Source organism: Brucella pituitosa (assembly GCF_965577835.1).
Lineage (GTDB): Bacteria > Pseudomonadota > Alphaproteobacteria > Rhizobiales > Rhizobiaceae > Brucella > Brucella pituitosa.
In genome coordinates this window covers 1,291,039-1,314,681 of the sequence record NZ_OZ264092.1, presented here as the reverse complement: position 1 = coordinate 1,314,681, position 23,643 = coordinate 1,291,039, and the positions used below count along the sequence as shown (strand labels likewise).

Sequence of the window (23,643 nt, the reverse complement as noted above, 5' to 3'; positions counted from 1 at the left end):
CGAAGCGGTTTTGCGTCGGATAATGCGAAAAAACAAAGAGATAGAGCATTTCCAATGATTCAAGAAAAGCAGGAAATGCTCTAGTGCTTGTTTGATGCTGTGCGGTCGGGCGCATAAAGGGTTGGTGCGAAAATGGCCAGAATGGCACCATAGGGCACCAGCATCAGCGTTCCCATGGCAACCTTCACAAAGAAGTCGCCGGTTGCCAGCGAAGCCCAGAGAGGCATTCCAAGGCCAAGGAAGGCGGCAGGTTCGGCTAGAGACGAATCCGGCATGCCGGTGATCGCATCGATCCACGCAAAACTTGCAGCAAAAGCGATGGAGAAGAACAGTATAGTATCGACAACGGAGCCGAACATCGCGGCAGCAAACGGTGCTTTCCACCATGTCTTGCGACGCAGGCGGTTGAAGACCGTGATGTCCATCAATTGTGCGATCAGAAATGCCGAACCGGAGGCAATGGCGATACGTGGTGTTGCCAGCCAGATCGACATGAGCACGCCGAGCACAAAACCGGCATAGACAACCTTGCGTGCAGCCGCGGGGCCAAAGCGGCGATTCGTCAGATCGTTGACGAGAAATGCCACTGGATAGGTGAAAGCACCATAGGTGAGCAGTTCACCAAGGCCAAAATGCTGAAAAGGATATTGGACAAGGATGTTCGAGGCGGCAACTGCCGCACACATCGCTATCACGGCTGGCCAGAGCCGGGCAAAAGAAGGACCTGTCATAGGCATTTTTTTATCCTGGGTGATGGAACCAGCAAAAAAGGCTGACGCAAGTCAGCCTTTTTTGTCAAACTTTAAAAAGCTGATTGCTTATGCAGCAACTTCAGCCTGCTTCTTGGCGATCTGACGCTTCAGCAGGCGAGCGCGCTGCGAGAGTTCCTTGTCGTCAGACTTGACGAGGAAAGCGTCGAGGCCACCGCGATGCTCAACCGAACGCAGAGCAGAAGCGGAAACGCGAAGACGGTAGCTCTGGCCGAGAACTTCGGACATCAGAGTAACGTTGCAGAGGTTCGGCAGGAAGCGGCGACGCGTACGGTTGTTTGCGTGGCTCACATTGTTGCCGTACTGGACCGAGGTGCCGGTCAATTCACAAGCGCGGGACATTTTGGTCTCACCTTCAAATTTTTGTTTCTCAGGCCCCGACCCGAATGTCCGAATTCAAAGCAATCATAGCAGTTTGCTGCTGCTGGCGCGCGATCTCGGACAGGCGGCCTATTGGGAAAGTCGCGTTTCTATAGTGACAGTAGCGGTTACAGTCAAGACAGATTCCATCGTGAAGGTCCAAAGGCGCGCATTTACAGCGTTTTGCAGCGTTTGGTGGTCTGCCCGATCATAACTTCGCCGGTTTTTCCTGTTCGACAGAGAATGTAAAACGGGAATCTGGAGCCATTTATAGTCAGAAGCTTAAAGACAAACCACAGCATGGGTCAGATAAACAGAATCGTTTTATAAGTGCAGTGCATGGATTTGGGCATGCACTTGGGCAACGACTTGGGCATGGACCAGGTTTGCTGAAGCGCTGTTCGTGCGGGTGTACGGTGCTCTCGAAGTCAATATCGCGAAAGGAAAATCTGGCATGATCGAGCAATCGCATTTCTTCAAGCCGGTTGAGAGCAAGATGATCACGAATGGGGTAAAGCGGCGGGCACTTGCATTTCTAACCGGATTGACGATTGCGAGTGTAGCTGCGGTGGGAACCGCAAAAGCAGACGCTCTCTACCGAACCGAATATGAAATCTCGATGTTTGGTCTTTCCATTGCACGTTCAGCGATCGAGACCATCGTCAAAGGTGCCAATTACGGCGTCAATGGCCGCTTCAAGACGTCCGGCCTCGCTCGCGTTTTTGATGATACGGACGGGACGGTCTATGTGGGCGGCAGTTCAGCTCAGGGCAAGGTGACGCCTTCGGCTTTTGATCTTGCCTATAAGCATGGACGCAAGAACAAGAGCACCAAGATACGTTTTGCTGGCGGCAAAGTGACTGCATCTGAAAATGTGCCACCGGTGAAAAAGCGCGATCCGTGGGTGGAGACCGCACCAAATGATCTGGTCAATGTGAGCGACCCGTTGAGTGCGCTGATGATTCCGACCAAAGACCCCAAAGCTGTTTGCAATCGCACACTGAGTGTCTTTGATGGTCAGACCCGCGCCGATATTCGACTGACTTTCAATGGCACTGAATCCTTCACCACCGAAGGCTTCACCGGCGAATCGGTGATCTGTTCGGCGAAGTTCATGCCGATCTCGGGTTATCAGAAGGGCAAGAAAGCTATCGACTATCTGAGCACGCGCAGCAAGATCACGATCTCCTTTGCATCCTTGGGCGATTCCGGTATCTATGCGCCCGTCGTGGCACGCATCGGCACACAGCTGGGGACGCTGAAGATCGAGGCGACGCGATTTGAAAAGATAAAGTAACGGGACGCAAAAGACGGTTTGAGCCGCGCGAGCGATCCCGGAAAATGGGGGATCAATCATGAAGCTGGCAACGCTTATCGGCTTTTCGGCCATTGCGATGTGGGCGCTTCTGGCGCTTTTTACTGCCGGCTCCGGTCAGGTTCCGCCATTCCAGTTGTCCGCCATGACGTTTTCCATCGGCGCATCCATTGGCCTCATTTCCTGGCTGTGGCGCCCGAATGCCGTCAAACATCTGCGTCAGCCGCCCATCGTCTGGCTTGTCGGCGTGGTTGGCCTCTTCGGCTATCATTTTCTTTATTTTACAGCGCTCCGAAATGCGCCTGCGGTTGACGCCAGCCTGATTGCTTATCTCTGGCCGCTGCTGATTGTGGTCGGGTCTGCCCTGATGCCGGGCGAACGGTTGCACTGGTATCATATCGCGGGCGCACTTCTTGGGCTTGGCGGGACCGTGCTCATTGTGAGCAAAGGCGGTGGCTTCGGCTTTGAAGCCCGCTACAGCTTTGGTTATGCAATGGCTGCACTTTGCGCCTTGACGTGGTCGAGCTATTCGCTGCTCTCACGCCGCTTTTCGAGCGTTCCGACTGATGCTGTAACTGGCTTCTGCGTGGCGACCGCCGTTCTCTCGCTGATCTGCCATCTGATGCTTGAGCAGACCGTCTGGCCGGAAACGGCAATGCAGTGGCTCTGTGTTCTGGCGCTTGGCCTGCTGCCTGTGGGAGCGGCCTTCTATGCTTGGGATTTTGGTGTGAAGCGTGGCAATATTCAGGTGCTGGGCGCTGCAAGTTATGCCGCCCCGCTTCTATCCACGCTCGTGCTGATCTTGGCCGGCACGGCGCAGCCATCCATGCGTATTCTCGCCGCCTGCTTGTTGATCACCGCAGGTGCGGCGCTGGCCGCAAAAGACATGATTTTTTTGCGGCGCAAAGAAGCGGTGCCGACCGAGTAAAGTTAAAGCGCATTCCGAAAAGTGTGAAGCGGTTTTCGGAACAAGATGCGCGTAAAACAAAGAGATAGAGCATTTCTAATTATTCAACTTAATACTGAAATGCTCTAGTGACTGGGATGCAGGCATTCCTCATGATTGCCGAGAATTTCGATCACCCGGCACTGATCGATACGGCCATGTGCCGTGCAATCGAGCATGCGTAACAATTCCGTCTTCAGGGACATCAGTTTTGCAATACGGTGCTCGACATCGATCAGCCGCGCACGCGCGATAGAATCAGCGGCAGCGCAAGACTGGTCGGGGTTGTCTTGAAGGTCGAGAAGCGTTCGGATTGCATCCACTTCAAAGCCCAGATCGCGGGCATGACGGATAAACAGAAGTCGCTGGACATCGCTGTTGTCGTAAAGGCGGCGGTTGCCTTCGGTGCGTGGCGGAACCGGAAGAAGCCCGATTTGCTCGTAATAACGGATCGTTGGCACTTTTACGCCGCTGGCTTTCGATGCCTCGCCAATCGGAACATTGGTGTTCATTTTTTCTCTTGCTCCTCTAGTCACTAGAGGATGTAGACCTTGTTTCAGATAATTCAAGGGCGTTCTGAAAAGGGCAAGTCATGAACGAGGTTCTCAAACAAAACCGGTTTCGTGTGGAAGGCATGGATTGCGCTTCCTGTGCAACGAAAATCGATACGGCTGTGCGCCGCGTTGCAGGTGTAGAAGATGTGTCCGTGTCGGTGACGACTGGCATGATGACCGTGCGCCATGATGGCAGCAGCGATCTGGAAAGCGTTGCCAAAAAAGTACGCAGCCTTGGTTACAGTGTTGAGCCGGTGGCGGATGAAAAAGCTCCTGCTATGCACGAGCATCATGATCACGATCATGCCGGTTGCAGCGGCCATGACCATGACCACGATCACGACCATAAGCATCATGATCACAGCCATGAAGAAACCGAAGCAAAGCAGATTGCAACTGGCGCGAACAGTTTCCGCTTTCAGGTCGATGGCATGGATTGTGCCTCCTGCGCGGCCAAGATCGATACGGCTGTGCGGCGTGTTGGTGGTGTGCAGGATGTTTCGGTCTCCGTGACCAATGGTACCATGACCGTCAATCATGATGGCTCGGCAAACCCCGACGAGATTGCTGCAAAGGTGATGGGACTTGGCTATAAGGCCAGCGCACAATCCGCAGCCACACGAACGTCTAAGCGGATTGCGCCTGAAAAACCCAAGCGCTGGTGGCAGAGCAGCAAAGGCCAGATGATGCTGGCCTGTGGTGGCGGTCTGGTGGTTGCTTATATTGTCGGCCATCTTTATCCGCCGATTGCCTTGTGGGCCTTCACGGCTGCGATGCTGATTGGTCTTATACCGATTGCAAAACGCGCTTATTCGGCAGCCATCAACGGCACGCCTTTCTCTATTGAAATGCTGATGACGATCGCCGCAATCGGCGCGGTTATCATCGGTGCCACTGAGGAAGCGGCAGCTGTCGTCTTCCTGTTTCTGGTTGGCGAATTGCTCGAAGGTGTTGCTGCTGGCAAGGCACGTGCAAGCATTCAGTCGCTGACGGCGCTGGTGCCCAAGACCGCATTTCTGGAAAGCAACGGTTCAACAAGGGAAGTGCAAGCGGAGGACCTCAACGTCGGCGATGTAATCTCTGTGCGCCCGGGTGACCGTATGCCTGCGGATGGCGAAATTATTTCCGGTGAAAGTGCTGTCGATGAAGCGCCGGTGACGGGTGAAAGCACGCCGGTTGGCAAGGAGGTGGGCGATAGTGTGTTTGCAGGCACCATCAATGGCGACGGGCTGCTGCGCGTGAAGGTGACGGCTGCAGCGCAGGACAACACCATCGCACGCGTTGTGCGGCTGGTTGAGGAAGCGCAGGAAGCCAAAGCACCGACTGAACGTTTCATCAATCGCTTCTCGACCTATTACACGCCGGGTGTTGTTGTGGTTGCGGCTTTGGTTGCGATCCTGCCGCCGCTGGTGGCGGGTGCTGCATGGGATGAATGGATCTATAAAGGCCTTGCCATTCTGCTGATCGGTTGCCCTTGCGCGCTGGTTATTTCGACGCCTGCGGCTATTGCGGCTTCGCTTTCTGCAGGCGCACGACGCGGACTTCTGTTGAAGGGCGGTGCGGTTCTTGAGACAATCGGTAAGATCACAACCGCTTGCTTCGATAAGACCGGCACGCTGACTGAAGGCAAGCCGCAGGTGACGGATGTTTTGCCTGCAGCTCTTTCGGAAGAAGAAGTTCTGCGCCTTGCCGCATCGCTTGATGCAGGCTCCAGTCATCCGCTTGCACTGGCAATTGTTGGTGCAGCAGAAACGCGTGGTCTGAAGCTTTCCGAGGTTTCGACCGGAAAAGCCCATGGCGGCAAGGGTGTGTCAGGCACTGCCAATGGCATTGAACTGTTCCTTGGTTCGCGCAAGGCTGCCAATGAAATCTCTGCCATTCCAGATGAACTTGCGGCCAGAATTGCCGCTTGTAACGACGAAGGCAAGACGGTTTCGGTGCTGGTCGCGGATGGCAGGATTGCAGGCGCTATCGCCATGCGTGATGAGCCGCGCGCGGATGCGATCGCGGGGCTTAAGACGCTGAAAGATGCAGGCATTCGCACTGTGATGCTGACCGGCGATAATCGCCGCACGGCAGAAGCTATCGGCAAGGATCTGGGCATCGAGGTGCGTGCGGAACTTCTGCCGGAAGACAAGCAGCGGATCGTTGGCGAGTTTCGCAATGCGGGTCAGGTTGTTGCCAAGGTTGGTGATGGCATCAATGATGCGCCAGCGCTGGCTGCGGCTGATGTTGGCATTGCCATGGGCGGCGGCACCGACGTGGCTCTGGAAACGGCAGATGCGGCAGTGCTTCATGGTCGTGTGGGCGATGTTGCAGCGATGGTTGATCTGTCCCAGAGGACCATGCGCAATATCCATCAGAACATCACAATCGCCCTTGGGCTGAAGGCTGTGTTTCTTGTGACCACTGTGCTGGGAATTACCGGCCTCTGGCCCGCCATTCTGGCCGATACAGGCGCGACCGTTCTGGTGACGATCAATGCGCTGCGATTGCTAAGGCAGCCAGGCTGATAAAAAAACCGGCGAAGGAAACTTCGCCGGTTTTTTCTTGATGCATTACTCGCCGATCAATTCGCGAATGCGCTCGCCATATTGTTTGCCGAAGGCCACGTGCTCGGGATTGATCTGCTTCACTTCATCGACAAGCTGATCTTCTTCCTCTGCATCAGCGGCGGCAAGCGCGCTCATCATGGCGAAATAGGCGAGAAGATAATCGCGTGGCGTAATATTCTCGGCCTTCATCACGTCCACCACCTGAGGGCGCGATTCAATGCTCTTCACCATGGAATCCATGGAAGGCTGCGCATCCTGACCTTCTTCAGCAGTCGGTGAAAGCTGCATGTCCTCGAGCTTGTTATGGATCTTCTCCATGCGCGCCAGAAGGTCTTCGGTCAGCTTGAAATTATTGATGTCAGCAGGCGTCTGCGGTGGCGTTGCGATGGCCAGAATGTCTTCGGCAACGGCCACTTTCACAGACTGTGGCAGGATCATAAGTGATAAGCCGAAAAGGGCTGCTGCATGGAGGCTTTTGAAGTGCGAAAAGTTCTTCATGGTAACATCCTAAAATAGATCTTTGCGCTTACGGATTTCGGCAAAAACCGCTTCATCCGTTGCGTTCTGCATTCCAAGCCGTGCGCGAATGCGGCTGTCGTGCCAGCGCAGGAACGGATTGGTTGCCATTTCAAGTGCGATGCTGGAGGGCAGGGTCATCTTATCTGCCGCACGCAATCGCGCAATCTCCTGCGCCCGCTCTTTGAGTGCTGAATTGTCCGGGTCGATGGTCAATGCGAAGCGGGCATTGCTTTCGGTATATTCATGGCCGCAATAAACCGCCGTGTCACCGGGCAGAGCCACGAGCTTTTGCAACGACTGGAACATGGTTGCAGGTGTTCCTTCGAACAAGCGTCCGCAGCCCAGCGCGAAAAGCGTGTCGCCCGTGAACACCACTTTCGCTTCAGGCAGGTAGAAGGAAATCTCGCCAGCTGTGTGACCGGGCGTGGAAACCACTTTCACCCTGAAAAGCCCGAAGGTGAATTCATCGCCATCCTGAACGGTGCGATCAATGCCGGGGATTTTGCTTTCCTCGGCCTTCGGGCCAATGATGCTGACGCCGAATCTGGCTTTCAGCTGCTCATTGCCTTCAACATGGTCGAGATGGTGGTGGGTTGTGAAGATGAAGTCCAGCGTCCAGCCACGACGCTTTAACGCCGCTTCGATGGCATTTGCATCAGGTGCATCGATTGCAGCCGTCAGCGCGCTTTCAGGATCATGGATGAGAACGCCATAATTATCGCTGCGGCAGATGAATTGTTCAATGTCCAGCCTTTTGTCGATTTGGGACATGGCGTTCTCCTGATCGAATTTTATTCTGCCTTGGTTTCAGGCAAAGTGTGCTTCTGGATAAGCGGCATTTGTGAAAGCGTGAAGACAATGGTGATCGGCATAATGCCCCAGACCTTGAAGGAAACCCAGGCATCGGTCGAAAAATTCCGCCAGACAAGTTCATTCACAATCGCGAGGAAAACAAAGAACAGGCCCCAGCGGAAGGTCAGCTTGCGCCAGCCCTCGGCATCCAGTTTGAAAGCTGAATCGAACACATAGCCGAGCAGAGATTTGCCAAACAAAAGCCCACCCAAAAGGATCGCGCCAAACAGCGTGTTCACGATGGTCGGCTTCATCTTGATGAAGGTGTCGTTGTGCAGCCACAGTGTCAATGCGCCAAAGACCAGAACCACGATGCCGGAAATGAGTGGCATCATCGGCAATGTGCGTGTCAGCGACCATGAAACGGCAAGTGCAATAACGGTTGCGACCATGAAGAGTGCAGTTGCCAGAAAGATCGGTTCGCCGATCTGGCCGAGCACGGGAAAACGCTCGATCAGGCTTTCGCCGCGCGCATTGGCGAAAAAGAACACCAGAAGCGGTCCGAGTTCCAATGCAAGCTTGAGCAGCGGCGGAACTTCTTTGCGTTCGGCTTCTGTCTTCTGCGACGGATCGCGTTCGAAAACGGGATGCTGCATCAGGCAACTCCTGCAATGGCGCGGGCAAAATCCTTGGCCGCAAATGGTTCAAGATCGTCGACACCTTCGCCGACGCCGATAAAATAGATCGGCAGCTTATGCTTGGCTGAGATTGCCACCAGAATGCCGCCGCGTGCCGTGCCGTCAAGCTTGGTCATCACGAGGCCGTTGACGCCAGCGATGTTCTTGAAGATCTCGACCTGATTGAGCGCGTTTTGCCCGGTGGTGGCATCAAGCGTCTGGAGAACCGTGTGCGGTGCTTCTGGATCGTGTTTGCCAAGAACACGGACGATTTTTGCAAGCTCGTCCATCAGCTCGGCCTTGTTCTGCAAACGGCCAGCCGTGTCGATGATGAGCACGTCGCTGCCTGCATCCTTTGCCTGCTGCCATGCATCATAGGCAAGGCCTGCCGCATCGGCGCCGAGTTTGCTTGAAACAACTGGTGAGCCGGTGCGTTCGCCCCAGATGTGGAGCTGTTCGATAGCGGCTGCGCGGAATGTGTCGCCCGCTGCAAGCATGACCTTGAGGCCACCTGCGGTCAGTTTTGCGGCAAGCTTGCCGATGGTTGTGGTCTTGCCGGTGCCGTTAACGCCGACAACCAGAATGACATGCGGTTTGTGCGACAGGTCAAGCTCCAGCGGCTTGGCAACAGGGCCAAGCACCTTTTCGATTTCCGCACCCATGATGTTGCGGACTTCTTCGCCGGTCACATCCTTGCCATAGCGGCCGGATGACAGCGCGTCTGTCACGCGCATCGCGGTTTCAAGTCCGAGATCGGCCTGAATGAGAACGTCTTCAAGGTCCTGCAGCGTGTCTTCATCGAGCTTGCGCTTGGTGAAGATGCTGCCGATGGAATCACTCAGCGAATTTGATGAACGCAACAATCCGCGACGCAGACGCTCGAACCATGACAGCTTTGGCTCCGGAGCAGCTTCGACCGGCGTTTCGTCCCGATGTTCTTCAACGGCCTTTGCGACCTTGACCTTTTTAGGCTTTACCGGCTCAGGCTGAGATACGGCTTCGACGACTTCCTCGACAACCGGCGTCTCAATAATTTCCGGGACTTCCGGCTGTTCCGGTTCGATGATTGGCTCTGGCTCAACAACAGACTCTGGCGCTGGTGCTTCCACCACGATCGGTTCCATCACCGGAGGCTGTTCAATCGGGATTTCGATCTCGGCAACCGGATGTTCGGCCTCAGCGACGGGTTCTTCAACCGGCTCAGGCTCAGTAACGACCGCAAGTGCTTCCGGTTCGGAAACGATCACTTCGGCAGCGGGAATTTCGACTTCTTCCAGCGCTTCGACGGCTTCAGGAAGCTGTGCTTCCACAGCATCGGGAGCCGGTTGTTCGACCGGCTTTTCTTCGACCTCCTTCTTGCCGAAGGAGAACATTTTCTTGATGAAACCCATTGCCATGAAATCTGATGCCCTTAAGCTTTAAGCCGCTTGCGGCTCTGTCTGACGGGTGAGGAGTTTTTCACCGTCATGCCCCGCCACAATTCGTTCGATAATTTCGCCAGCATTGCCCTGATCCACAGCGGCCAGCGTGAAGCCTTCCGTGCGGGCAATGCCTTCCTTCTCGATCAACAGGCGTTGCACAGTTCCATTGAGAGAAGCGAGGTGTTTTTCATAAGCGCGGTCGCCGACAGCGCGCAGCCTTTTGGCGCGATCTTTCACGATTTCGCGCCTGACCTGCGGCATACGCGCGGCTGGTGTGCCCTCGCGGGCGCTGTATGGAAATACGTGCAGATGCGTCAGCCCGCATTCCTCGACGATCTTCATCGAGTTTGCGAACATGTCTTCGGTTTCGGTTGGGAAACCGGCAATAATGTCAGCACCGAACACGATATCGGGACGCAGCGCGCGCACATCCTCACAGAAGCGGATGGAATCATCACGCAAATGGCGGCGCTTCATGCGCTTCAAGATCATGTCGTCGCCTGCCTGAAGCGACAGATGCAGATGCGGCATCAGACGCTTTTCATTGGCGATGGCGTCCATAAGATCGTCGTCAGCTTCAATGGAATCAATGGATGAAAGACGCAGACGCTGCAAACCTGGCACCTGACTGAGAACGGTTTTTACCAGCTTGCCGAGACGCAGGCTTCCCGGCAGATCGGGGCCATAGGAAGTCATGTCCACGCCGGTCAAAACCACTTCCGCGTAGCCATTATCGACAAGGCGTTTGACCTGATCGATGACGCCGCCCATTGGTACCGAGCGCGAATTGCCGCGACCATAAGGAATGATGCAGAAGGTGCAGCGATGATCGCAGCCATTCTGTACCTGCACGAATGCGCGTGCGCGGCCTTCAATGGCATCGACCATATGACTCGCGGTTTCGCGCACTTCCATAATGTCGTTGACGCGGACCTTCTCAAACTGGTTCACGCCGAAGTCGGGCAGCATACGGTAGGAGTTGGCCTTGAGCTTTTCCTCGTTACCCAGAATGAGGTCGACTTCATCCATGGCCTCGAATTTGGCCGATTCCGTCTGCGCGGCACAGCCGGTGACGATAATGCGCGCTTCCGGATTGTCGCGGCGTGCCTTGCGGATTGCCTGACGCGCCTGACGCACGGCTTCCGATGTTACGGCACAGGTGTTGAAGATGATCGCGCCGTCTTTTAGCTCGCCGAGCCCGGCGCTATCTGCTTCGCGCTTCATCACCTCGGATTCATAGGTGTTGAGACGACATCCGAAGGTTACGACTTCCACAGCCATCAGGCAGCTCCCCGGCTGGTATTTGGGGCGTACTCCCATGCGCCGGTTGCAGGATCAAATGTGCCGTCAAATTCCCATTCAGCGGGGCCGGTCATCATGACGTGATCATCCTCACGCCATTCGATCTTGATAGGGCCACCGGGGACGTTGACTGTAACCTCACGCTCGGTGCGGCCAGTGCGCGCGCCCGAAACGGCAGCAGCACAGGCCGCAGAACCGCAAGCAAGCGTAAGCCCGGCACCGCGTTCCCATGTGCGCAGGTTGATGCTTTCGCGTGATGAAACTTGCGCAATAGAAATATTGGCGCGTTCCGGGAAGATCGGATCGTGTTCCAGCCCCGGTCCATACTGATCGAGCGCATAGGTCCAGACGTCGTTCTCGACCCAGAAGATCGCATGCGGATTGCCCATGGAGGCAATCGATGGTGATTGCAGGACGGGAGCGTCTGCAGGGCCGGCAGTGAGGTTGATTGCACGCGTGTCGTCAACTTCATGGGCGAGGGGGATTTCCTGCCAGCCGAAATGCGGCTTTCCCATATCGACCGTGATCAGCCCGTCTTCATGCTCATTGGCGGTCAGGATGCCAGCCAGCGTCTGGAAGATATAGTTCTGTTTGCCGCTTTCGTTGGAAAGCCATTGCACAACGCAGCGAGTGCCGTTGCCGCAAGCCTGCGCCTGCGTACCATCGCAATTGATAATCTCGATATAATGATCGGTGCCGGGTGTTTGGGGATCATGGATGGCCATGATCTGGTCAAACGAGGTTGCCTCATCTCCGGCCAAACGGATTGCAGCGGTCGGCGCGATATGATCGCTGCGTCCGCGCATATCGGCAACTATGATTTTGTTGCCGAGTCCGTTCATCTTGGCGAAGATAGCCTTGCTCATTGCTGGTTCCGGGTCCTGTCTATATCGGAAAGGCTCTGGAGCGCATTTCGATCTGATTTGATCAGATCTGCGCTCCGACTTATTTGTTTTAAGGCGCATCTTAGTCCGAAAACCGTTTCACACTTTTCGGGATGCGCCCTATATGGCGGAAAAGCCCACAAATTGCCAGTACCGGCGCGCTTTTGGCCGCACTGGTATTGGTCGATCATCTTCAGGAATTGCAGATTGCTCAAAAACTGTGTCCTTCCTGCGCCATTTTGAAAATTTCTAAGCTATTTCAAGTCTTCTTGATGCGATCTCATCCATATTTGCCTCATTGCACAGTTGATTTTTTAACCATATCGCCATTTTATCGGTGCAATATTGTTTTTAGGTCGAGTCTTCAAACTCGACAGTGCGAGGGGCACTCCCCCGAATAATTGGCCCCACGAACATGATGAAATTGGAGAACCAGATGGGAATTTCAAAAGCAAGTTTGCTCAGCATTGCTGCAGCGGGCGTCATTTTGGCCGGTTGCCAAAGCTCCCGGGTCGGAGGCTTTGACAACAATGCATCGCCGCCGCCGCCAGCACCGCTGAAATCTGCTCCTGTCAGTTCCGTACAGTCTGGTAATCTCAGCGCTCCAAATTCGTTCCCAACCGCGCCGACCACTGACATGTCGCAGCCAGCCGCTGGCACGCAGGTTGCAAGCCTGCCGCCCGAATCAGCGCCTGATCTGACGCCGGGTACGGTAGCCGGTGTGTGGAATGCATCGCTTGCCGGTCAGAATTGTAAGATCGCAACACCACAGACCAAGTATGGTCAGGGTTTCCGCGCGGGTCCGCTGCGTTGCCCAGGCGAACTTGGAAGCCTTGCTTCGTGGTCGGTCAGCGGCAAGCAGCTTTCGCTCTATGATGCGAATGGCGGAACCGTCGCGACGCTCTATTCTTCCGGTCAGGGCCGTTTCGATGGTCAGACCACAGGCGGTCAGGCAGTTTCGCTGTCGCGCTAAGAGGTTCTTTCGCTTAAAGACAGGCGGGTCATCGCGAGATGGTCCGCCGTTTTTGCAATTGAAAGGTTGAACGGAAGCAATCATGTCTTTCGACGGTAATCTGAAAGCGTTTCCCTCGGTCAGCGAGCATTATGATGCGCTGGTGAGGGCAGGCGAAGTTGAAGTCGATCCAGCGCAGCTTGAGCTCACCAAACGCTATGATCGCCTGATCGAAGAAGTTTGCACCAAGCGTTTGTCACGCAAGTCGAGTGCACTTGGCTGGCTGTTCGGCAAGCGCAAGGAAGTCGCAATCGTCAAGGGACTCTATGTGCACGGCGAAGTCGGGCGCGGCAAGACCATGCTGATGGATATGTTCTTTCAGCTTTTGCCGGTCGAACGCAAACGCCGCGCGCACTTCAATGATTTTATGGCTGACGCGCATGAGCGCATCAATGCCCATCGTCAGGCCTTGAAACGGGGCGAAACCAAGCAGGAAGACCCGATCCCGCCAGTCGCAGAAGCTCTCGCCGAACAGGCATGGGTGCTTTGCTTTGACGAGTTCACCGTGACCGATATTGCCGATGCGATGATCCTGTCGCGTCTGTTCAGCGCCTTGTTTGCACGCGGCGTGGTGTTGATCGCAACATCCAATGTTGCACCTGACAATCTCTATCGCGACGGGCTGAACCGCCAGCTCTTCCTGCCATTCGTCAATATCCTCAAGCAGCATGTCGATGTAATCAATCTCGATTCGCGCACCGATTACCGTCTGGAAAAGCTCGATCGTCAGCCGGTTTATCTGACGCCACTTAATTCCGAGACGACCAAACGCATGGATGCGGCATGGGCTGCCCATAAAAATGGTCGGCAAGAAAAGTCTGATGTCGTCCATATCAAGGGTCGCGACATTCCCGTGCGTCACGCGGTGCCGGGAGCGGCACGTTTCACCTTCAGCGAGCTTTGCGCGCAGCCGCTCGCAGCAAACGATTATATCGCCATCGTCACACGCTATCAGACGCTGTTCATTGATGATGTGCCGGTGCTCGACCATTCACGCCGCAATGAGGCCAAGCGCTTCATTCTGCTGATCGACGTGCTTTATGATCATCATGCGCGGTTGTTCATCTCCGCCGAAGCGCAACCTGAAAAGCTCTATGAAGCAAAGCAGGGTGTGGAGGCTTTCGAGTTTGATCGCACAGCGTCGCGCCTGTTTGAAATGCAGAGCGCGGAATATCTCGACGCATTTTCCGAGAAAACGAAAGGCTGAGACGGACCTGTTGGTCTTTCTCTTCTTATCATCGAACTGCCACAGACTCGACTTATAGCAACGACGGGCTATGTTGCTCTGACAAGAGCTTGGGTTGAATGCGGTTGATTGCCGATCGTATATCCTTGCCTGCAAAAATGAATGGCGGCCCGGCTGGCGTATTGTAAGCAACGCGAAACAGCCGGACGACGGGACTCAATTGCCTCCATTTTGACAAAATATCTTACGTTTACGTAAGAACATATAAATCTAACCGATTGAAAACATTGGTCGCAAAATAATGAGTTGAGTTTTTTTGCAAAGAGTCCTATCGAACCCTCGCAGCGCAGACGCGTTTTCCGGGAGGAAACCGGATAGCTTCATGCGTTTCTGGATCAAACTTGAGGAAAGAAACAATCATGGCACGCAACAAGATTGCCCTCATCGGCTCCGGCATGATCGGCGGCACGCTCGCTCATCTTGCTGGTCTGAAGGAACTCGGCGACGTCGTCCTTTTCGACATTGCGGAAGGCACTCCGCAGGGTAAGGGACTGGATATCGCAGAATCTTCACCGGTTGACGGTTTTGATGCGAAGTTCACCGGTGCAAACGACTATGCCGCAATCGAAGGCGCAGACGTTGTCATCGTAACCGCTGGTGTGCCGCGTAAGCCGGGCATGAGCCGCGACGATCTTCTTGGTATCAACCTGAAGGTCATGGAACAGGTCGGCGCAGGCATCAAGAAATACGCTCCTGAAGCTTTCGTCATCTGCATCACCAACCCGCTCGATGCGATGGTTTGGGCTCTGCAGAAGTTCTCCGGTCTGCCAGCACACAAGGTTGTCGGCATGGCTGGCGTTCTCGACAGCGCCCGTTTCCGCTACTTCCTTGCAGAAGAATTCAATGTGTCGGTCGAAGACGTCACTGCATTCGTGCTTGGCGGCCACGGCGACAGCATGGTTCCGCTGGCTCGTTACTCGACCGTTGCCGGTATCCCGCTGCCAGACCTCGTCAAGATGGGCTGGACCAGCCAGGAAAAGCTCGACAAGATCATTCAGCGCACCCGTGATGGCGGCGCAGAAATCGTCGGCCTGCTCAAGACCGGTTCTGCTTTCTACGCACCGGCAGCTTCCGCCATTCAGATGGCTGAATCCTACCTCAAGGACAAGAAGCGCGTTCTGCCTGTCGCAGCACAGCTTTCCGGTCAGTATGGCGTCAAGGACATGTATGTCGGCGTTCCAACCGTGATCGGTGCCAATGGCGTTGAACGTATTATCGAGATCGATCTCGATAAGGACGAAAAGGCCGAGTTCGAAAAGTCGGTCGCATCTGTTGCCGGTCTTTGCGAAGCCTGCATCGGCATCGCTCCGTCACTGAAATAAGTTCCAGATAAGGCCGGATCGCTCTTGAGAGCGGCCCGGCCTTTTCCGGCTGTCAATTATCGGTCGAAGATTCGGGCCGTACCGGCTCAGTTGAAAGGGCCGGGAATCCGTAGAGGACAACCAGATGAATATTCACGAATACCAGGCCAAACGCCTGCTTCACACCTTCGGCGCCCCGATCGCCAATGGTGTGGCTGTCTATTCCGTCGAACAGGCGGAAGAATGGGCAAAGACGCTTCCAGGCCCGCTTTATGTCGTCAAGAGCCAGATCCATGCTGGTGGACGTGGCAAGGGCAAGTTCAAGGAACTCGGTCCTGATGCCAAGGGCGGCGTACGCCTGGCAAAGTCGATCGAAGAAGTTGTTTCCCATGCCAAGGAAATGCTCGGCAACACGCTGGTAACCAAGCAGACCGGCGAAGCTGGCAAGCAGGTAAACCGTCTTTACATCGAAGATGGTGCAGACATTGAGCGCGAGCTTTATCTCTCGATCCTGATCGACCGTACCGTTGGCCGTCCTGCTTTCGTCGTTTCGACTGAAGGCGGCATGGACATCGAAGCTGTCGCTGAAGAAACCCCTGAGAAGATCATCACGGTCGCAATCGATCCTGCCAAGGGCGTGACCGATGAAGACGCCAACAAGCTTGCCGATGCGCTGAAGCTTGAAGGTGAAGCCCGTGAAGACGGCCTCAAGCTGTTCCCGATCCTCTACAAGGCCTTCACAGAGAAGGACATGAGCCTTCTGGAAATCAACCCGCTGATCGTCATGACCAACGGTCGCGTTCGCGTTCTCGATGCCAAGGTATCGTTCGACGGCAACGCACTGTTCCGTCATCCTGACATTGCCGAACTGCGCGATCTGTCGGAAGAAGACGAAAAGGAAATCGAAGCTTCCAAGCACGATCTCGCTTACGTCGCTCTTGATGGCAACATCGGCTGCATGGTCAACGGCGCAGGCCTTGCCATGGCGACCATGGACATCATCAAGCTTTACGGTGCAGAGCCAGCTAACTTCCTCGACGTTGGCGGCGGCGCTACCAAGGAGAAGGTAACGTCTGCATTCAAGATCATCACCGCTGATCCGGCTGTCCAGGGCATTCTGGTCAACATCTTCGGTGGCATCATGAAGTGCGACGTGATCGCTGAAGGCGTTATCGCTGCGGTCAAGGAAGTCGGTCTCAAGGTTCCATTGGTTGTCCGTCTTGAAGGCACCAATGTTGAGCTTGGCAAGAAGATCATCAACGAGAGCGGCCTCAACGTCATTTCGGCCGACGATCTCGACGATGCGGCGCAGAAAATCGTCGCTGCAGTGAAGGGGAATTAAGGCATGTCCATTCTCGTTAACAAGGACACCAAGGTTCTCGTACAGGGCCTGACCGGCAAGACCGGTACTTTCCACACCGAACAGGCGCTTGCTTATTACGGCACGCAGATGGTCGGCGGTATCCACCCGAAAAAGGGTGGCGAAACCTGGGAAGGCTCGAGGGGCGAAAAGCTTCCGATCTTCGCAACTGTTGCAGAAGCCAAGGAACGCACAGGTGCAGACGCATCGGTGATCTACGTTCCGCCGGCAGGTGCAGCGGACGCAATCATCGAAGCGATTGAAGCTGAAGTCGGCTTCATCGTCTGCATCACCGAAGGCATTCCGGTCATGGACATGGTTCGCGTCAAGGAGCGTCTGGAACGCTCGAAGTCGCGCCTGCTCGGACCAAACTGCCCGGGTATCCTGACCCCTGAAGAATGCAAGATCGGCATCATGCCGGGCAATATCTTCAAGAAGGGTTCCGTGGGTGTTGTATCCCGCTCCGGCACACTTACCTATGAGGCAGTGTTCCAAACCTCGAACGAAGGCCTCGGCCAGACCACTGCTGTCGGTATCGGCGGCGATCCGGTCAAGGGTACCGAGTTCATCGACGTGCTGGAAATGTTCCTCGCCGACGATGAAACCAAGTCGATCGTCATGATCGGTGAAATCGGTGGCTCCGCTGAAGAAGAAGCAGCGCAGTTCCTGAAGGACGAAGCAAAGCGCGGTCGCAAGAAGCCAATGGTTGGCTTCATCGCTGGCCGTACGGCTCCTGCCGGACGCACCATGGGCCATGCTGGCGCCGTGATCTCCGGTGGCAAGGGCGGCGCAGAAGACAAGATTGCAGCCATGGAATCGGCTGGCATTCGCGTGTCTCCTTCGCCAGCACAGCTTGGCAAGACGCTGGTTGAAGTCCTCAAGGGCTGAGATCGCATTGCTGATTGAAATGCCCCGGCAGTGGCGAAAGCTGCTGCCGGGGAAAGCGCATCCCGAAAAGTGTGAAACGGTTTTCGGATAAGATGCGCGCAAGAAGACCGGATACGGCCGGTTTAAGAGAATGTCAGGCTTTAGCCATCATTCTTCCGCAGGAATTGAGTTTGTGATCGAGTTTGCCGGGGTCTGTTGTGGTTCCTCCCCGGCGGCGTGAGGGATGAAGTTGAGAGAGCTTCCGGCCCGCGCATGATGAGCTACTACAAGGAGACGGAGCGGAGGCTCCGGATTAGGTTATGGCAAGGCAAGAACAAGCCAACGACGTTTTCGCCCTTACCTCGTTCCTCTATGGCGGCAATGCCGATTATATCGAGGAACTTTACGCCAAGTATGAGGATGATCCCAACTCGGTCGATGCAGAGTGGCGCGATTTCTTCGCGCAACTGAAAGACGACGCCGACGATGTGCGCAAGAACGCACAGGGCGCGAGCTGGACCCGCAAGAACTGGCCAATTCAGGCTAATGGCGAGCTGGTATCTGCGCTCGATGGCAACTGGGCCGATGTTGAAAAGCATGTGACCGACAAGCTGAAGGGCAAGGCCGCTAAAGGCGATGCCAAGTCCGCTTCTGCTGCCGCACTGACTTCGGAAGAGATTGCACAGGCTGCACGCGACAGCGTTCGCGCCATCATGATGATCCGCGCTTATCGTATGCGTGGCCATCTGCATGCCAATCTCGATCCGCTCGGTCTTGCTGAAAAGCCAAATGATTTCAGCGAACTTGATCCGGCAACCTATGGCTTCACGCCTGCCGATTATGACCGCAAGATCTTCATCGACAATGTTCTCGGTCTTGAATACGCAACTGTTCCGCAGATGCTTGAAATCCTCAAGCGCACTTATTGCGGCAATATCGGCGTTGAATTCATGCACATTTCCGATCCGGTCGAAAAGGCCTGGATTCAGGAACGTATCGAAGGTCCGGACAAAGGCTATGCTTTCACTGCTGAAGGCAAGAAGGCCATTCTGTCGAAGCTGATCGAAGCTGAAGGTTTCGAACAGTTCATCGACGTGAAGTACAAGGGCACCAAGCGTTTCGGTCTTGATGGCGGTGAATCGCTGATCCCGGCGCTGGAACAGATTGTCAAGCGTGGCGGTCAGATGGGCCTCAAGGAAGTCGTGCTCGGCATGGCGCACCGCGGTCGTCTGAACGTGCTTTCTCAGGTTATGGGCAAGCCGCATCGCGCAATCTTCCACGAGTTCAAGGGCGGTTCTTACGCACCGGACGACGTCGAAGGTTCGGGCGACGTGAAGTATCACCTTGGTGCTTCGTCGGACCGTGAGTTCGACGGCAACAAGGTTCACCTTTCGCTGACCGCCAACCCGTCGCATCTTGAAATCGTCAACCCGGTCGTCATGGGCAAGGCACGCGCCAAGCAGGATCTGCTTGTTGGCCGCACCCGCGACGATATGGTGCCACTGACGGAACGCGCCAAGGTTCTGCCGCTGCTGCTGCACGGCGATGCTGCTTTCGCAGGTCAGGGTGTTGTTGCAGAGTGTCTTGGGCTTTCCGGCCTGAAGGGCCACCGCGTTGGCGGTACGCTGCACTTCATCATCAACAACCAGATCGGCTTCACCACCAATCCGGCCTTCTCGCGTTCGTCGCCTTATCCGTCGGATGTGGCGAAGATGATTGAGGCGCCGATCTTCCACGTCAATGGTGACGATCCGGAAGCGGTTGTGTTCGCAGCCAAGGTTGCGATGGAATTCCGCATGATCTTCCACAAGCCGGTAGTCATCGACATGTTCTGCTACCGTCGCTTTGGCCATAATGAAGGTGACGAGCCTTCATTCACCCAGCCGTTGATGTATAAGGAAATCCGCGCGCACAAGACCACTGTGCAGCTTTACAGCGACAAGCTGATGGCTGAAGGTCTGCTTGCACAGCCTGATATCGACAAGATGAAGGCTGACTGGCGCGAAAAGCTTGAGCAGGAATTCGAAGCAGGCCAGAGCTATAAGCCGAACAAGGCTGACTGGTTTGACGGTGCGTGGAGTGGTCTGCGTACGGCTGATAATGCCGACGAACAGCGCCGCGGCAAGACCGGCGTTCCGATCAAGACGCTCAAGGAAATCGGCAAAAAGCTCGTTGAAGTGCCGAAGGACTTCAACGTCCATCGCACGATCCAGCGCTTCCTCGATAACCGCGCCAAGATGATCGATACCGGCGAAGGCATCGATTGGGCAACGGCTGAATCGCTGGCATTCGGTTCTCTGGTTTCCGAAGGAAGCCCGATCCGCCTGTCCGGTCAGGACGTGGAACGCGGCACCTTCTCGCAGCGCCACACGGTTCTCTATGATCAGGAAACCCAGAACCGCTATATTCCTCTGAACAACATTCAGAAGGGTCAGGCGATCTACGAAGCCATCAACTCGATGCTTTCGGAAGAAGCGGTGCTCGGCTACGAATACGGCTATTCGCTGTCCGATCCGCGTGCACTGGTTCTCTGGGAAGCCCAGTTCGGCGATTTCGCCAACGGCGCGCAGGTCGTGTTCGATCAGTTCATTTCGTCGGGTGAACGCAAGTGGCTCAGAATGTCTGGTCTCGTCTGCCTTCTGCCGCATGGCTATGAAGGTCAGGGTCCTGAGCATTCATCGGCACGTCTCGAACGCTGGTTGCAGATGTGTGCGGAAGATAACATGCAGGTGGCCAACGTTACGACGCCGGCTAACTACTTCCACATTCTGCGCCGTCAGATGAAGCGTGACTTCCGCAAGCCGCTCATCATGATGACGCCGAAGTCGCTGTTGCGCCACAAGCGTGCTGTGTCGAGCCTCAACGAACTGTCGGGCGATTCTTCGTTCCACCGTCTGCTTTGGGATGATGCGCAGTACAACAAGGGCGATGGCATCAAGCTTCAGAAGGACGGCAAGATCCGTCGCGTGGTTCTGTGCTCGGGCAAGGTCTATTACGATCTTTATGAAGAGCGCGAAAAGCGTGGCATCGACGATGTCTACCTGCTGCGTGTCGAACAGCTCTATCCATTCCCGGCCAAGGCGCTCATCAATGAGCTGTCGCGCTTCCGTCAGGCAGAAATCGTCTGGTGTCAGGAAGAGCCGAAGAACATGGGTGCATGGTCGTTCATCGATCCGTATCTGGAATGGGTTCTTGCACATATCGACGCCAAGCATCAGCGCGTTCGCTACACCGGTCGTCCGGCAGCGGCTTCGCCTGCAACGGGTCTGATGTCGAAGCACCTTGCGCAGCTTGAGGCTTTCCTTGAGGATGCGCTCGGAAACTAATTAATTTGTCAGTAGGAAGCGGTTTGTGAAAACCGCTTCATCCTGAATTGAACATAAATCTAAAGATCGAAGATCACGGAAGAAGAAACCATGGCCACCGAAATTCGCGTTCCCACTCTTGGGGAGTCCGTTACTGAGGCAACCATCGGAAAGTGGTTCAAGAAGGTTGGCGACGCTATCGCTGCTGACGAACCGCTGGTGGAACTGGAAACCGACAAGGTGACAATTGAAGTTCCGGCAGCAGCAGCTGGCGTTCTCGCTGAAATCGTGGCGCAGGAAGGCGACACGGTTGAAGTGAACGCACTGCTCGGCCAGATTTCGGGCGCGGGTTCGGCACCTGCTCCGAAGAAGGAAGAAGCCAAGCCAGCAGCAGCGGCTGCTCCTGCTGCATCGGCGCCTGTCGCTTCTGCATCATCCGGTCCTGCAATGCAGCCCGCACCGGCTGCCTCCAAGATCCTTTCTGAAAATGGCCTTTCGGCTGATCAGGTTGAAGGTTCGGGCAAGCGCGGTCAGGTCCTCAAGGGCGACGTTCTCGACGCTATTGCTAAGGGCGTTTCGGCTGCTCCAGCTGCCGCCGCGGCACCTGCTGCTGCCCGTCCGGCATCGTCGGCTGGCGACGCATCGCGCGAAGAACGCGTGAAGATGACCCGCCTGCGTCAGACGATTGCACGTCGTCTGAAAGACGCTCAGAACACCGCCGCAATGCTCACGACTTACAACGAAGTCGACATGTCGGCTGTGATGGAGCTTCGCGCCCGTTACAAGGACATCTTTGAGAAGAAGCATGGCGTGAAGCTTGGCTTCATGGGCTTCTTCACGAAGGCCGTGACCCATGCGCTGAAGGAAATCCCGGCTGTTAACGCCGAGATCGACGGCAACGACATCATCTACAAGAACTTTGCACATGTCGGCATGGCTGTCGGCACCGACAAAGGCCTCGTCGTTCCTGTCATCCGCGATGCCGATCAGCTTTCGATTGCTGGTGTTGAAAAGGAACTGGGACGTCTTGCGAAAGCTGCACGCGACGGTTCGCTTTCGGTTGGTGACATGCAGGGCGGCACCTTCACCATCACCAATGGTGGTGTTTACGGCTCGCTGATGTCCTCGCCGATCCTCAATGCGCCGCAGTCGGGCATTCTCGGCATGCACAAGATCCAGGATCGTCCGGTTGTCGTCGGCGGCCAGATCGTCATCCGTCCGATGATGTATCTTGCTCTCAGCTACGATCACCGCATCGTTGACGGCAAGGAAGCCGTGACCTTCCTCGTCCGCGTCAAGGAAAGCCTGGAAGATCCAGAACGTCTCGTTCTCGATCTCTAAAAAGGTAAAAAATAATGGAGCCGGGTTTGTTTTCCGCGTCGCCTTTTCTCCCGCTGATTGGCTGGAGTGTTGTTCTGCTGGTGGTTCATATTCTCCTGCAGGGTTTTACGGCGACGAAGGAACTCGGCTCCAAATGGAATGCGGGTCCGCGCGATCAAGGGTTGAAACCCACCGGTCATCTTGCCGGTCGCGCGGAACGCGCCTCCAACAATTTCCGTGAAACCTATCCCGCTTTCATTGCGCTCGCTTTGGCACTTGTGTTCAAGGGCGATGCTCAAGGATGGGGGCTTTGCGGCGCGTGGATCTGGTTTGCCTGTCGCCTCCTCTATATTCCGCTTTATCTCGCGGGTATTCCTTATATCCGCTCGCTGGTCTGGCTCGGTTCGCTGGCCGGGCTGGCGCTGATGTTTTTCAATCTGGTTTTTTGACGGTTGCCTGCATCTTGTCGATGCGGGGCGAAGGATAAGTGATGCATCCCTATCTGTTTGAACTTGCATCTCTGATGGCTATTTTCGTCTTTGCCATCGTCTCCCCGGGTGCTGATCTCGCCATGGTCATCCGTCAGTCGCTGATGCAGGGGCGTCGCGAGGCGATCATCACCAGCTTCGGCATTGGTGCAGCCTTCATGATGCATGTCACCTATACGGTGCTTGGTCTGGGACTGATCATTTCTCAGTCGATCTATCTTTTCAATATCGTGAAATGGTGCGGCGTAGCCTATCTGATCTATATCGGCATCAAGGCGCTGCGTGCTGGCACGACGAAGATCGATATCGACATGAGCGTGCAGGAACCGCGCGCCAGGCAAAGTGCGCTCAAGGCTTTCAGCCTGGGCTTTGCCGCCAATGCGCTTAATCCGAAGGCTGTGTTCTTCTTCCTGTCGATCTTCTCGACTGTTGTCAGCCTTCATACACCGACCGAAGTGAAGCTCGGCTACGGTGTTGTGATGGCCACAGCATTGATTTCATGGTTTATCGGTGTCAGCCTTTTCATGACGACTCCAAAGATGCGCGCAGTTTTCTCGCGTGCTTCAAAATGGATCGACAGAACAAGTGGCGTGGTTTTCATCGCACTTGGCCTGAAACTTGCTGCTGAAAAGGCGCATTAAAACTGCCG

General features: G+C 55.3%; 21 protein-coding genes. 12 read left to right on the top strand and 9 right to left on the bottom strand.

The features are described from left to right. Positions 1 to 80: 80 nt before the first annotated feature. Both ACSME1_RS06345 and rpmB read right to left on the bottom strand, forming a co-directional pair. Positions 81 to 737, bottom strand: a complete 657-nt coding sequence (locus ACSME1_RS06345) for a queuosine precursor transporter (RefSeq protein WP_105705612.1) — start codon at positions 735 to 737, stop codon at positions 81 to 83. 81 nt (positions 738 to 818) lie between these two features. Further along, entirely contained in the window at positions 819 to 1,112 is a 294-nt protein-coding gene (gene rpmB / locus ACSME1_RS06340; RefSeq protein WP_024898504.1) for a 50S ribosomal protein L28, read from the bottom strand. Positions 1,113 to 1,626: 514 nt separating this feature from the next. Between rpmB and ACSME1_RS06335 the strand changes: the two genes are divergently transcribed. Next, on the top strand, positions 1,627 to 2,427 hold the full coding sequence (locus ACSME1_RS06335) for a DUF3108 domain-containing protein (protein ID WP_435654952.1): 801 nt from the start codon (positions 1,627 to 1,629) through the stop codon (positions 2,425 to 2,427). 58 nt (positions 2,428 to 2,485) lie between these two features. Continuing rightward, positions 2,486 to 3,373, top strand: a complete 888-nt coding sequence (gene yddG, locus ACSME1_RS06330) for an aromatic amino acid exporter YddG (protein ID WP_105705616.1) — start codon at positions 2,486 to 2,488, stop codon at positions 3,371 to 3,373. A 104-nt stretch (positions 3,374 to 3,477) separates the two neighbouring features. Here the strand turns inward: yddG and ACSME1_RS06325 are convergent, their stop codons facing one another. Continuing rightward, the gene (locus tag ACSME1_RS06325; protein ID WP_024898507.1) at positions 3,478 to 3,903 is read right to left on the bottom strand and encodes a MerR family transcriptional regulator; all 426 of its coding nucleotides are present in this window, start codon (positions 3,901 to 3,903) and stop codon (positions 3,478 to 3,480) included. An 80-nt stretch (positions 3,904 to 3,983) separates the two neighbouring features. Here ACSME1_RS06325 and ACSME1_RS06320 point away from each other — a divergent pair, with 80 nt between their 5' ends. Then, entirely contained in the window at positions 3,984 to 6,458 is a 2,475-nt protein-coding gene (locus ACSME1_RS06320) for a heavy metal translocating P-type ATPase (RefSeq protein ID WP_105705618.1), read from the top strand. Between the two features lie 45 nt (positions 6,459 to 6,503). Here ACSME1_RS06320 and ACSME1_RS06315 read toward each other — a convergent pair whose 3' ends face one another. The 6 genes from ACSME1_RS06315 to dapF are packed head-to-tail and all read right to left on the bottom strand — an operon-like array spanning position 6,504 to position 12,077. Then, a complete protein-coding gene (locus ACSME1_RS06315; RefSeq protein WP_100558451.1) occupies positions 6,504 to 6,998 on the bottom strand; it encodes a hypothetical protein in 495 nt (164 codons plus the stop codon). 9 nt (positions 6,999 to 7,007) lie between these two features. Next, the gene (gene gloB / locus ACSME1_RS06310) at positions 7,008 to 7,790 is read right to left on the bottom strand and encodes a hydroxyacylglutathione hydrolase (protein WP_100558452.1); all 783 of its coding nucleotides are present in this window, start codon (positions 7,788 to 7,790) and stop codon (positions 7,008 to 7,010) included. 20 nt (positions 7,791 to 7,810) lie between these two features. Beyond that, the gene (locus tag ACSME1_RS06305) at positions 7,811 to 8,467 is read right to left on the bottom strand and encodes a septation protein A (protein WP_024898511.1); all 657 of its coding nucleotides are present in this window, start codon (positions 8,465 to 8,467) and stop codon (positions 7,811 to 7,813) included. Further along, entirely contained in the window at positions 8,467 to 9,885 is a 1,419-nt protein-coding gene (gene ftsY / locus ACSME1_RS06300) for a signal recognition particle-docking protein FtsY (protein WP_105705620.1), read from the bottom strand. Before ftsY ends, ACSME1_RS06305 begins: the two co-directional genes overlap by 1 nt. Before the next feature lie 21 nt (positions 9,886 to 9,906). Continuing rightward, on the bottom strand, positions 9,907 to 11,190 hold the full coding sequence (mtaB, locus tag ACSME1_RS06295) for a tRNA (N(6)-L-threonylcarbamoyladenosine(37)-C(2))-methylthiotransferase MtaB (RefSeq protein WP_024898513.1): 1,284 nt from the start codon (positions 11,188 to 11,190) through the stop codon (positions 9,907 to 9,909). After that, on the bottom strand, positions 11,190 to 12,077 hold the full coding sequence (gene dapF, locus ACSME1_RS06290) for a diaminopimelate epimerase (RefSeq protein ID WP_024898514.1): 888 nt from the start codon (positions 12,075 to 12,077) through the stop codon (positions 11,190 to 11,192). Before dapF ends, mtaB begins: the two co-directional genes overlap by 1 nt. A gap of 454 nt (positions 12,078 to 12,531) precedes the next feature. Here dapF and ACSME1_RS06285 point away from each other — a divergent pair, with 454 nt between their 5' ends. From ACSME1_RS06285 to ACSME1_RS06245, 9 genes are all read left to right on the top strand, one after another. Beyond that, entirely contained in the window at positions 12,532 to 13,068 is a 537-nt protein-coding gene (locus ACSME1_RS06285) for a protease inhibitor Inh/omp19 family protein (protein WP_024898516.1), read from the top strand. An 82-nt stretch (positions 13,069 to 13,150) separates the two neighbouring features. Continuing rightward, positions 13,151 to 14,314, top strand: a complete 1,164-nt coding sequence (gene zapE / locus ACSME1_RS06280) for a cell division protein ZapE (RefSeq protein ID WP_024898517.1) — start codon at positions 13,151 to 13,153, stop codon at positions 14,312 to 14,314. Between the two features lie 398 nt (positions 14,315 to 14,712). Further along, complete coding sequence (gene mdh / locus ACSME1_RS06275) at positions 14,713 to 15,675, top strand: malate dehydrogenase (RefSeq protein ID WP_105534738.1); 963 nt, start codon at positions 14,713 to 14,715, stop codon at positions 15,673 to 15,675. A gap of 124 nt (positions 15,676 to 15,799) precedes the next feature. Further along, positions 15,800 to 16,996: an ADP-forming succinate--CoA ligase subunit beta gene (gene sucC, locus ACSME1_RS06270; RefSeq protein ID WP_105705623.1), complete on the top strand. Its 1,197-nt coding sequence runs from the start codon at positions 15,800 to 15,802 to the stop codon at positions 16,994 to 16,996. A 3-nt stretch (positions 16,997 to 16,999) separates the two neighbouring features. Further along, on the top strand, positions 17,000 to 17,902 hold the full coding sequence (gene sucD, locus ACSME1_RS06265) for a succinate--CoA ligase subunit alpha (RefSeq protein ID WP_100558457.1): 903 nt from the start codon (positions 17,000 to 17,002) through the stop codon (positions 17,900 to 17,902). A 299-nt stretch (positions 17,903 to 18,201) separates the two neighbouring features. Beyond that, positions 18,202 to 21,207, top strand: coding sequence for a 2-oxoglutarate dehydrogenase E1 component (locus tag ACSME1_RS06260; RefSeq protein ID WP_024898521.1), 3,006 nt, complete (start codon positions 18,202 to 18,204; stop codon positions 21,205 to 21,207). Positions 21,208 to 21,297: 90 nt separating this feature from the next. Further along, complete coding sequence (gene odhB, locus ACSME1_RS06255) at positions 21,298 to 22,527, top strand: 2-oxoglutarate dehydrogenase complex dihydrolipoyllysine-residue succinyltransferase (protein ID WP_024898522.1); 1,230 nt, start codon at positions 21,298 to 21,300, stop codon at positions 22,525 to 22,527. A 14-nt stretch (positions 22,528 to 22,541) separates the two neighbouring features. Then, the gene (locus ACSME1_RS06250) at positions 22,542 to 22,955 is read left to right on the top strand and encodes an MAPEG family protein (RefSeq protein WP_024898523.1); all 414 of its coding nucleotides are present in this window, start codon (positions 22,542 to 22,544) and stop codon (positions 22,953 to 22,955) included. A gap of 41 nt (positions 22,956 to 22,996) precedes the next feature. After that, positions 22,997 to 23,635: a LysE family translocator gene (locus tag ACSME1_RS06245; RefSeq protein ID WP_024898524.1), complete on the top strand. Its 639-nt coding sequence runs from the start codon at positions 22,997 to 22,999 to the stop codon at positions 23,633 to 23,635. Positions 23,636 to 23,643 lie beyond the last annotated feature (8 nt).

Excerpts from the sequence above, each read along its gene's own strand:
- ACSME1_RS06335 (WP_435654952.1), top strand. The coding sequence starts at position 1,627 with ATGATCACGAATGGGGTAAAGCGGCGGGCACTTGCATTTCTAACCGGA.
- ACSME1_RS06325 (WP_024898507.1), bottom strand. The coding sequence starts at position 3,903 with ATGAACACCAATGTTCCGATTGGCGAGGCATCGAAAGCCAGCGGCGTA.
- rpmB (WP_024898504.1), bottom strand. The coding sequence starts at position 1,112 with ATGTCCCGCGCTTGTGAATTGACCGGCACCTCGGTCCAGTACGGCAAC.
- sucC (WP_105705623.1), top strand. The coding sequence starts at position 15,800 with ATGAATATTCACGAATACCAGGCCAAACGCCTGCTTCACACCTTCGGC.
- ftsY (WP_105705620.1), bottom strand. The coding sequence starts at position 9,885 with ATGGCAATGGGTTTCATCAAGAAAATGTTCTCCTTCGGCAAGAAGGAG.
- ACSME1_RS06320 (WP_105705618.1), top strand. The coding sequence starts at position 3,984 with ATGAACGAGGTTCTCAAACAAAACCGGTTTCGTGTGGAAGGCATGGAT.
- ACSME1_RS06345 (WP_105705612.1), bottom strand. The coding sequence starts at position 737 with ATGCCTATGACAGGTCCTTCTTTTGCCCGGCTCTGGCCAGCCGTGATA.
- odhB (WP_024898522.1), top strand. The coding sequence starts at position 21,298 with ATGGCCACCGAAATTCGCGTTCCCACTCTTGGGGAGTCCGTTACTGAG.
- gloB (WP_100558452.1), bottom strand. The coding sequence starts at position 7,790 with ATGTCCCAAATCGACAAAAGGCTGGACATTGAACAATTCATCTGCCGC.
- dapF (WP_024898514.1), bottom strand. The coding sequence starts at position 12,077 with ATGAGCAAGGCTATCTTCGCCAAGATGAACGGACTCGGCAACAAAATC.
- ACSME1_RS06285 (WP_024898516.1), top strand. The coding sequence starts at position 12,532 with ATGGGAATTTCAAAAGCAAGTTTGCTCAGCATTGCTGCAGCGGGCGTC.
- ACSME1_RS06305 (WP_024898511.1), bottom strand. The coding sequence starts at position 8,467 with ATGCAGCATCCCGTTTTCGAACGCGATCCGTCGCAGAAGACAGAAGCC.
- ACSME1_RS06245 (WP_024898524.1), top strand. The coding sequence starts at position 22,997 with ATGCATCCCTATCTGTTTGAACTTGCATCTCTGATGGCTATTTTCGTC.
- sucD (WP_100558457.1), top strand. The coding sequence starts at position 17,000 with ATGTCCATTCTCGTTAACAAGGACACCAAGGTTCTCGTACAGGGCCTG.
- mdh (WP_105534738.1), top strand. The coding sequence starts at position 14,713 with ATGGCACGCAACAAGATTGCCCTCATCGGCTCCGGCATGATCGGCGGC.
- ACSME1_RS06315 (WP_100558451.1), bottom strand. The coding sequence starts at position 6,998 with ATGAAGAACTTTTCGCACTTCAAAAGCCTCCATGCAGCAGCCCTTTTC.
- ACSME1_RS06250 (WP_024898523.1), top strand. The coding sequence starts at position 22,542 with ATGGAGCCGGGTTTGTTTTCCGCGTCGCCTTTTCTCCCGCTGATTGGC.
- zapE (WP_024898517.1), top strand. The coding sequence starts at position 13,151 with ATGTCTTTCGACGGTAATCTGAAAGCGTTTCCCTCGGTCAGCGAGCAT.
- mtaB (WP_024898513.1), bottom strand. The coding sequence starts at position 11,190 with ATGGCTGTGGAAGTCGTAACCTTCGGATGTCGTCTCAACACCTATGAA.
- ACSME1_RS06260 (WP_024898521.1), top strand. The coding sequence starts at position 18,202 with ATGGCAAGGCAAGAACAAGCCAACGACGTTTTCGCCCTTACCTCGTTC.
- yddG (WP_105705616.1), top strand. The coding sequence starts at position 2,486 with ATGAAGCTGGCAACGCTTATCGGCTTTTCGGCCATTGCGATGTGGGCG.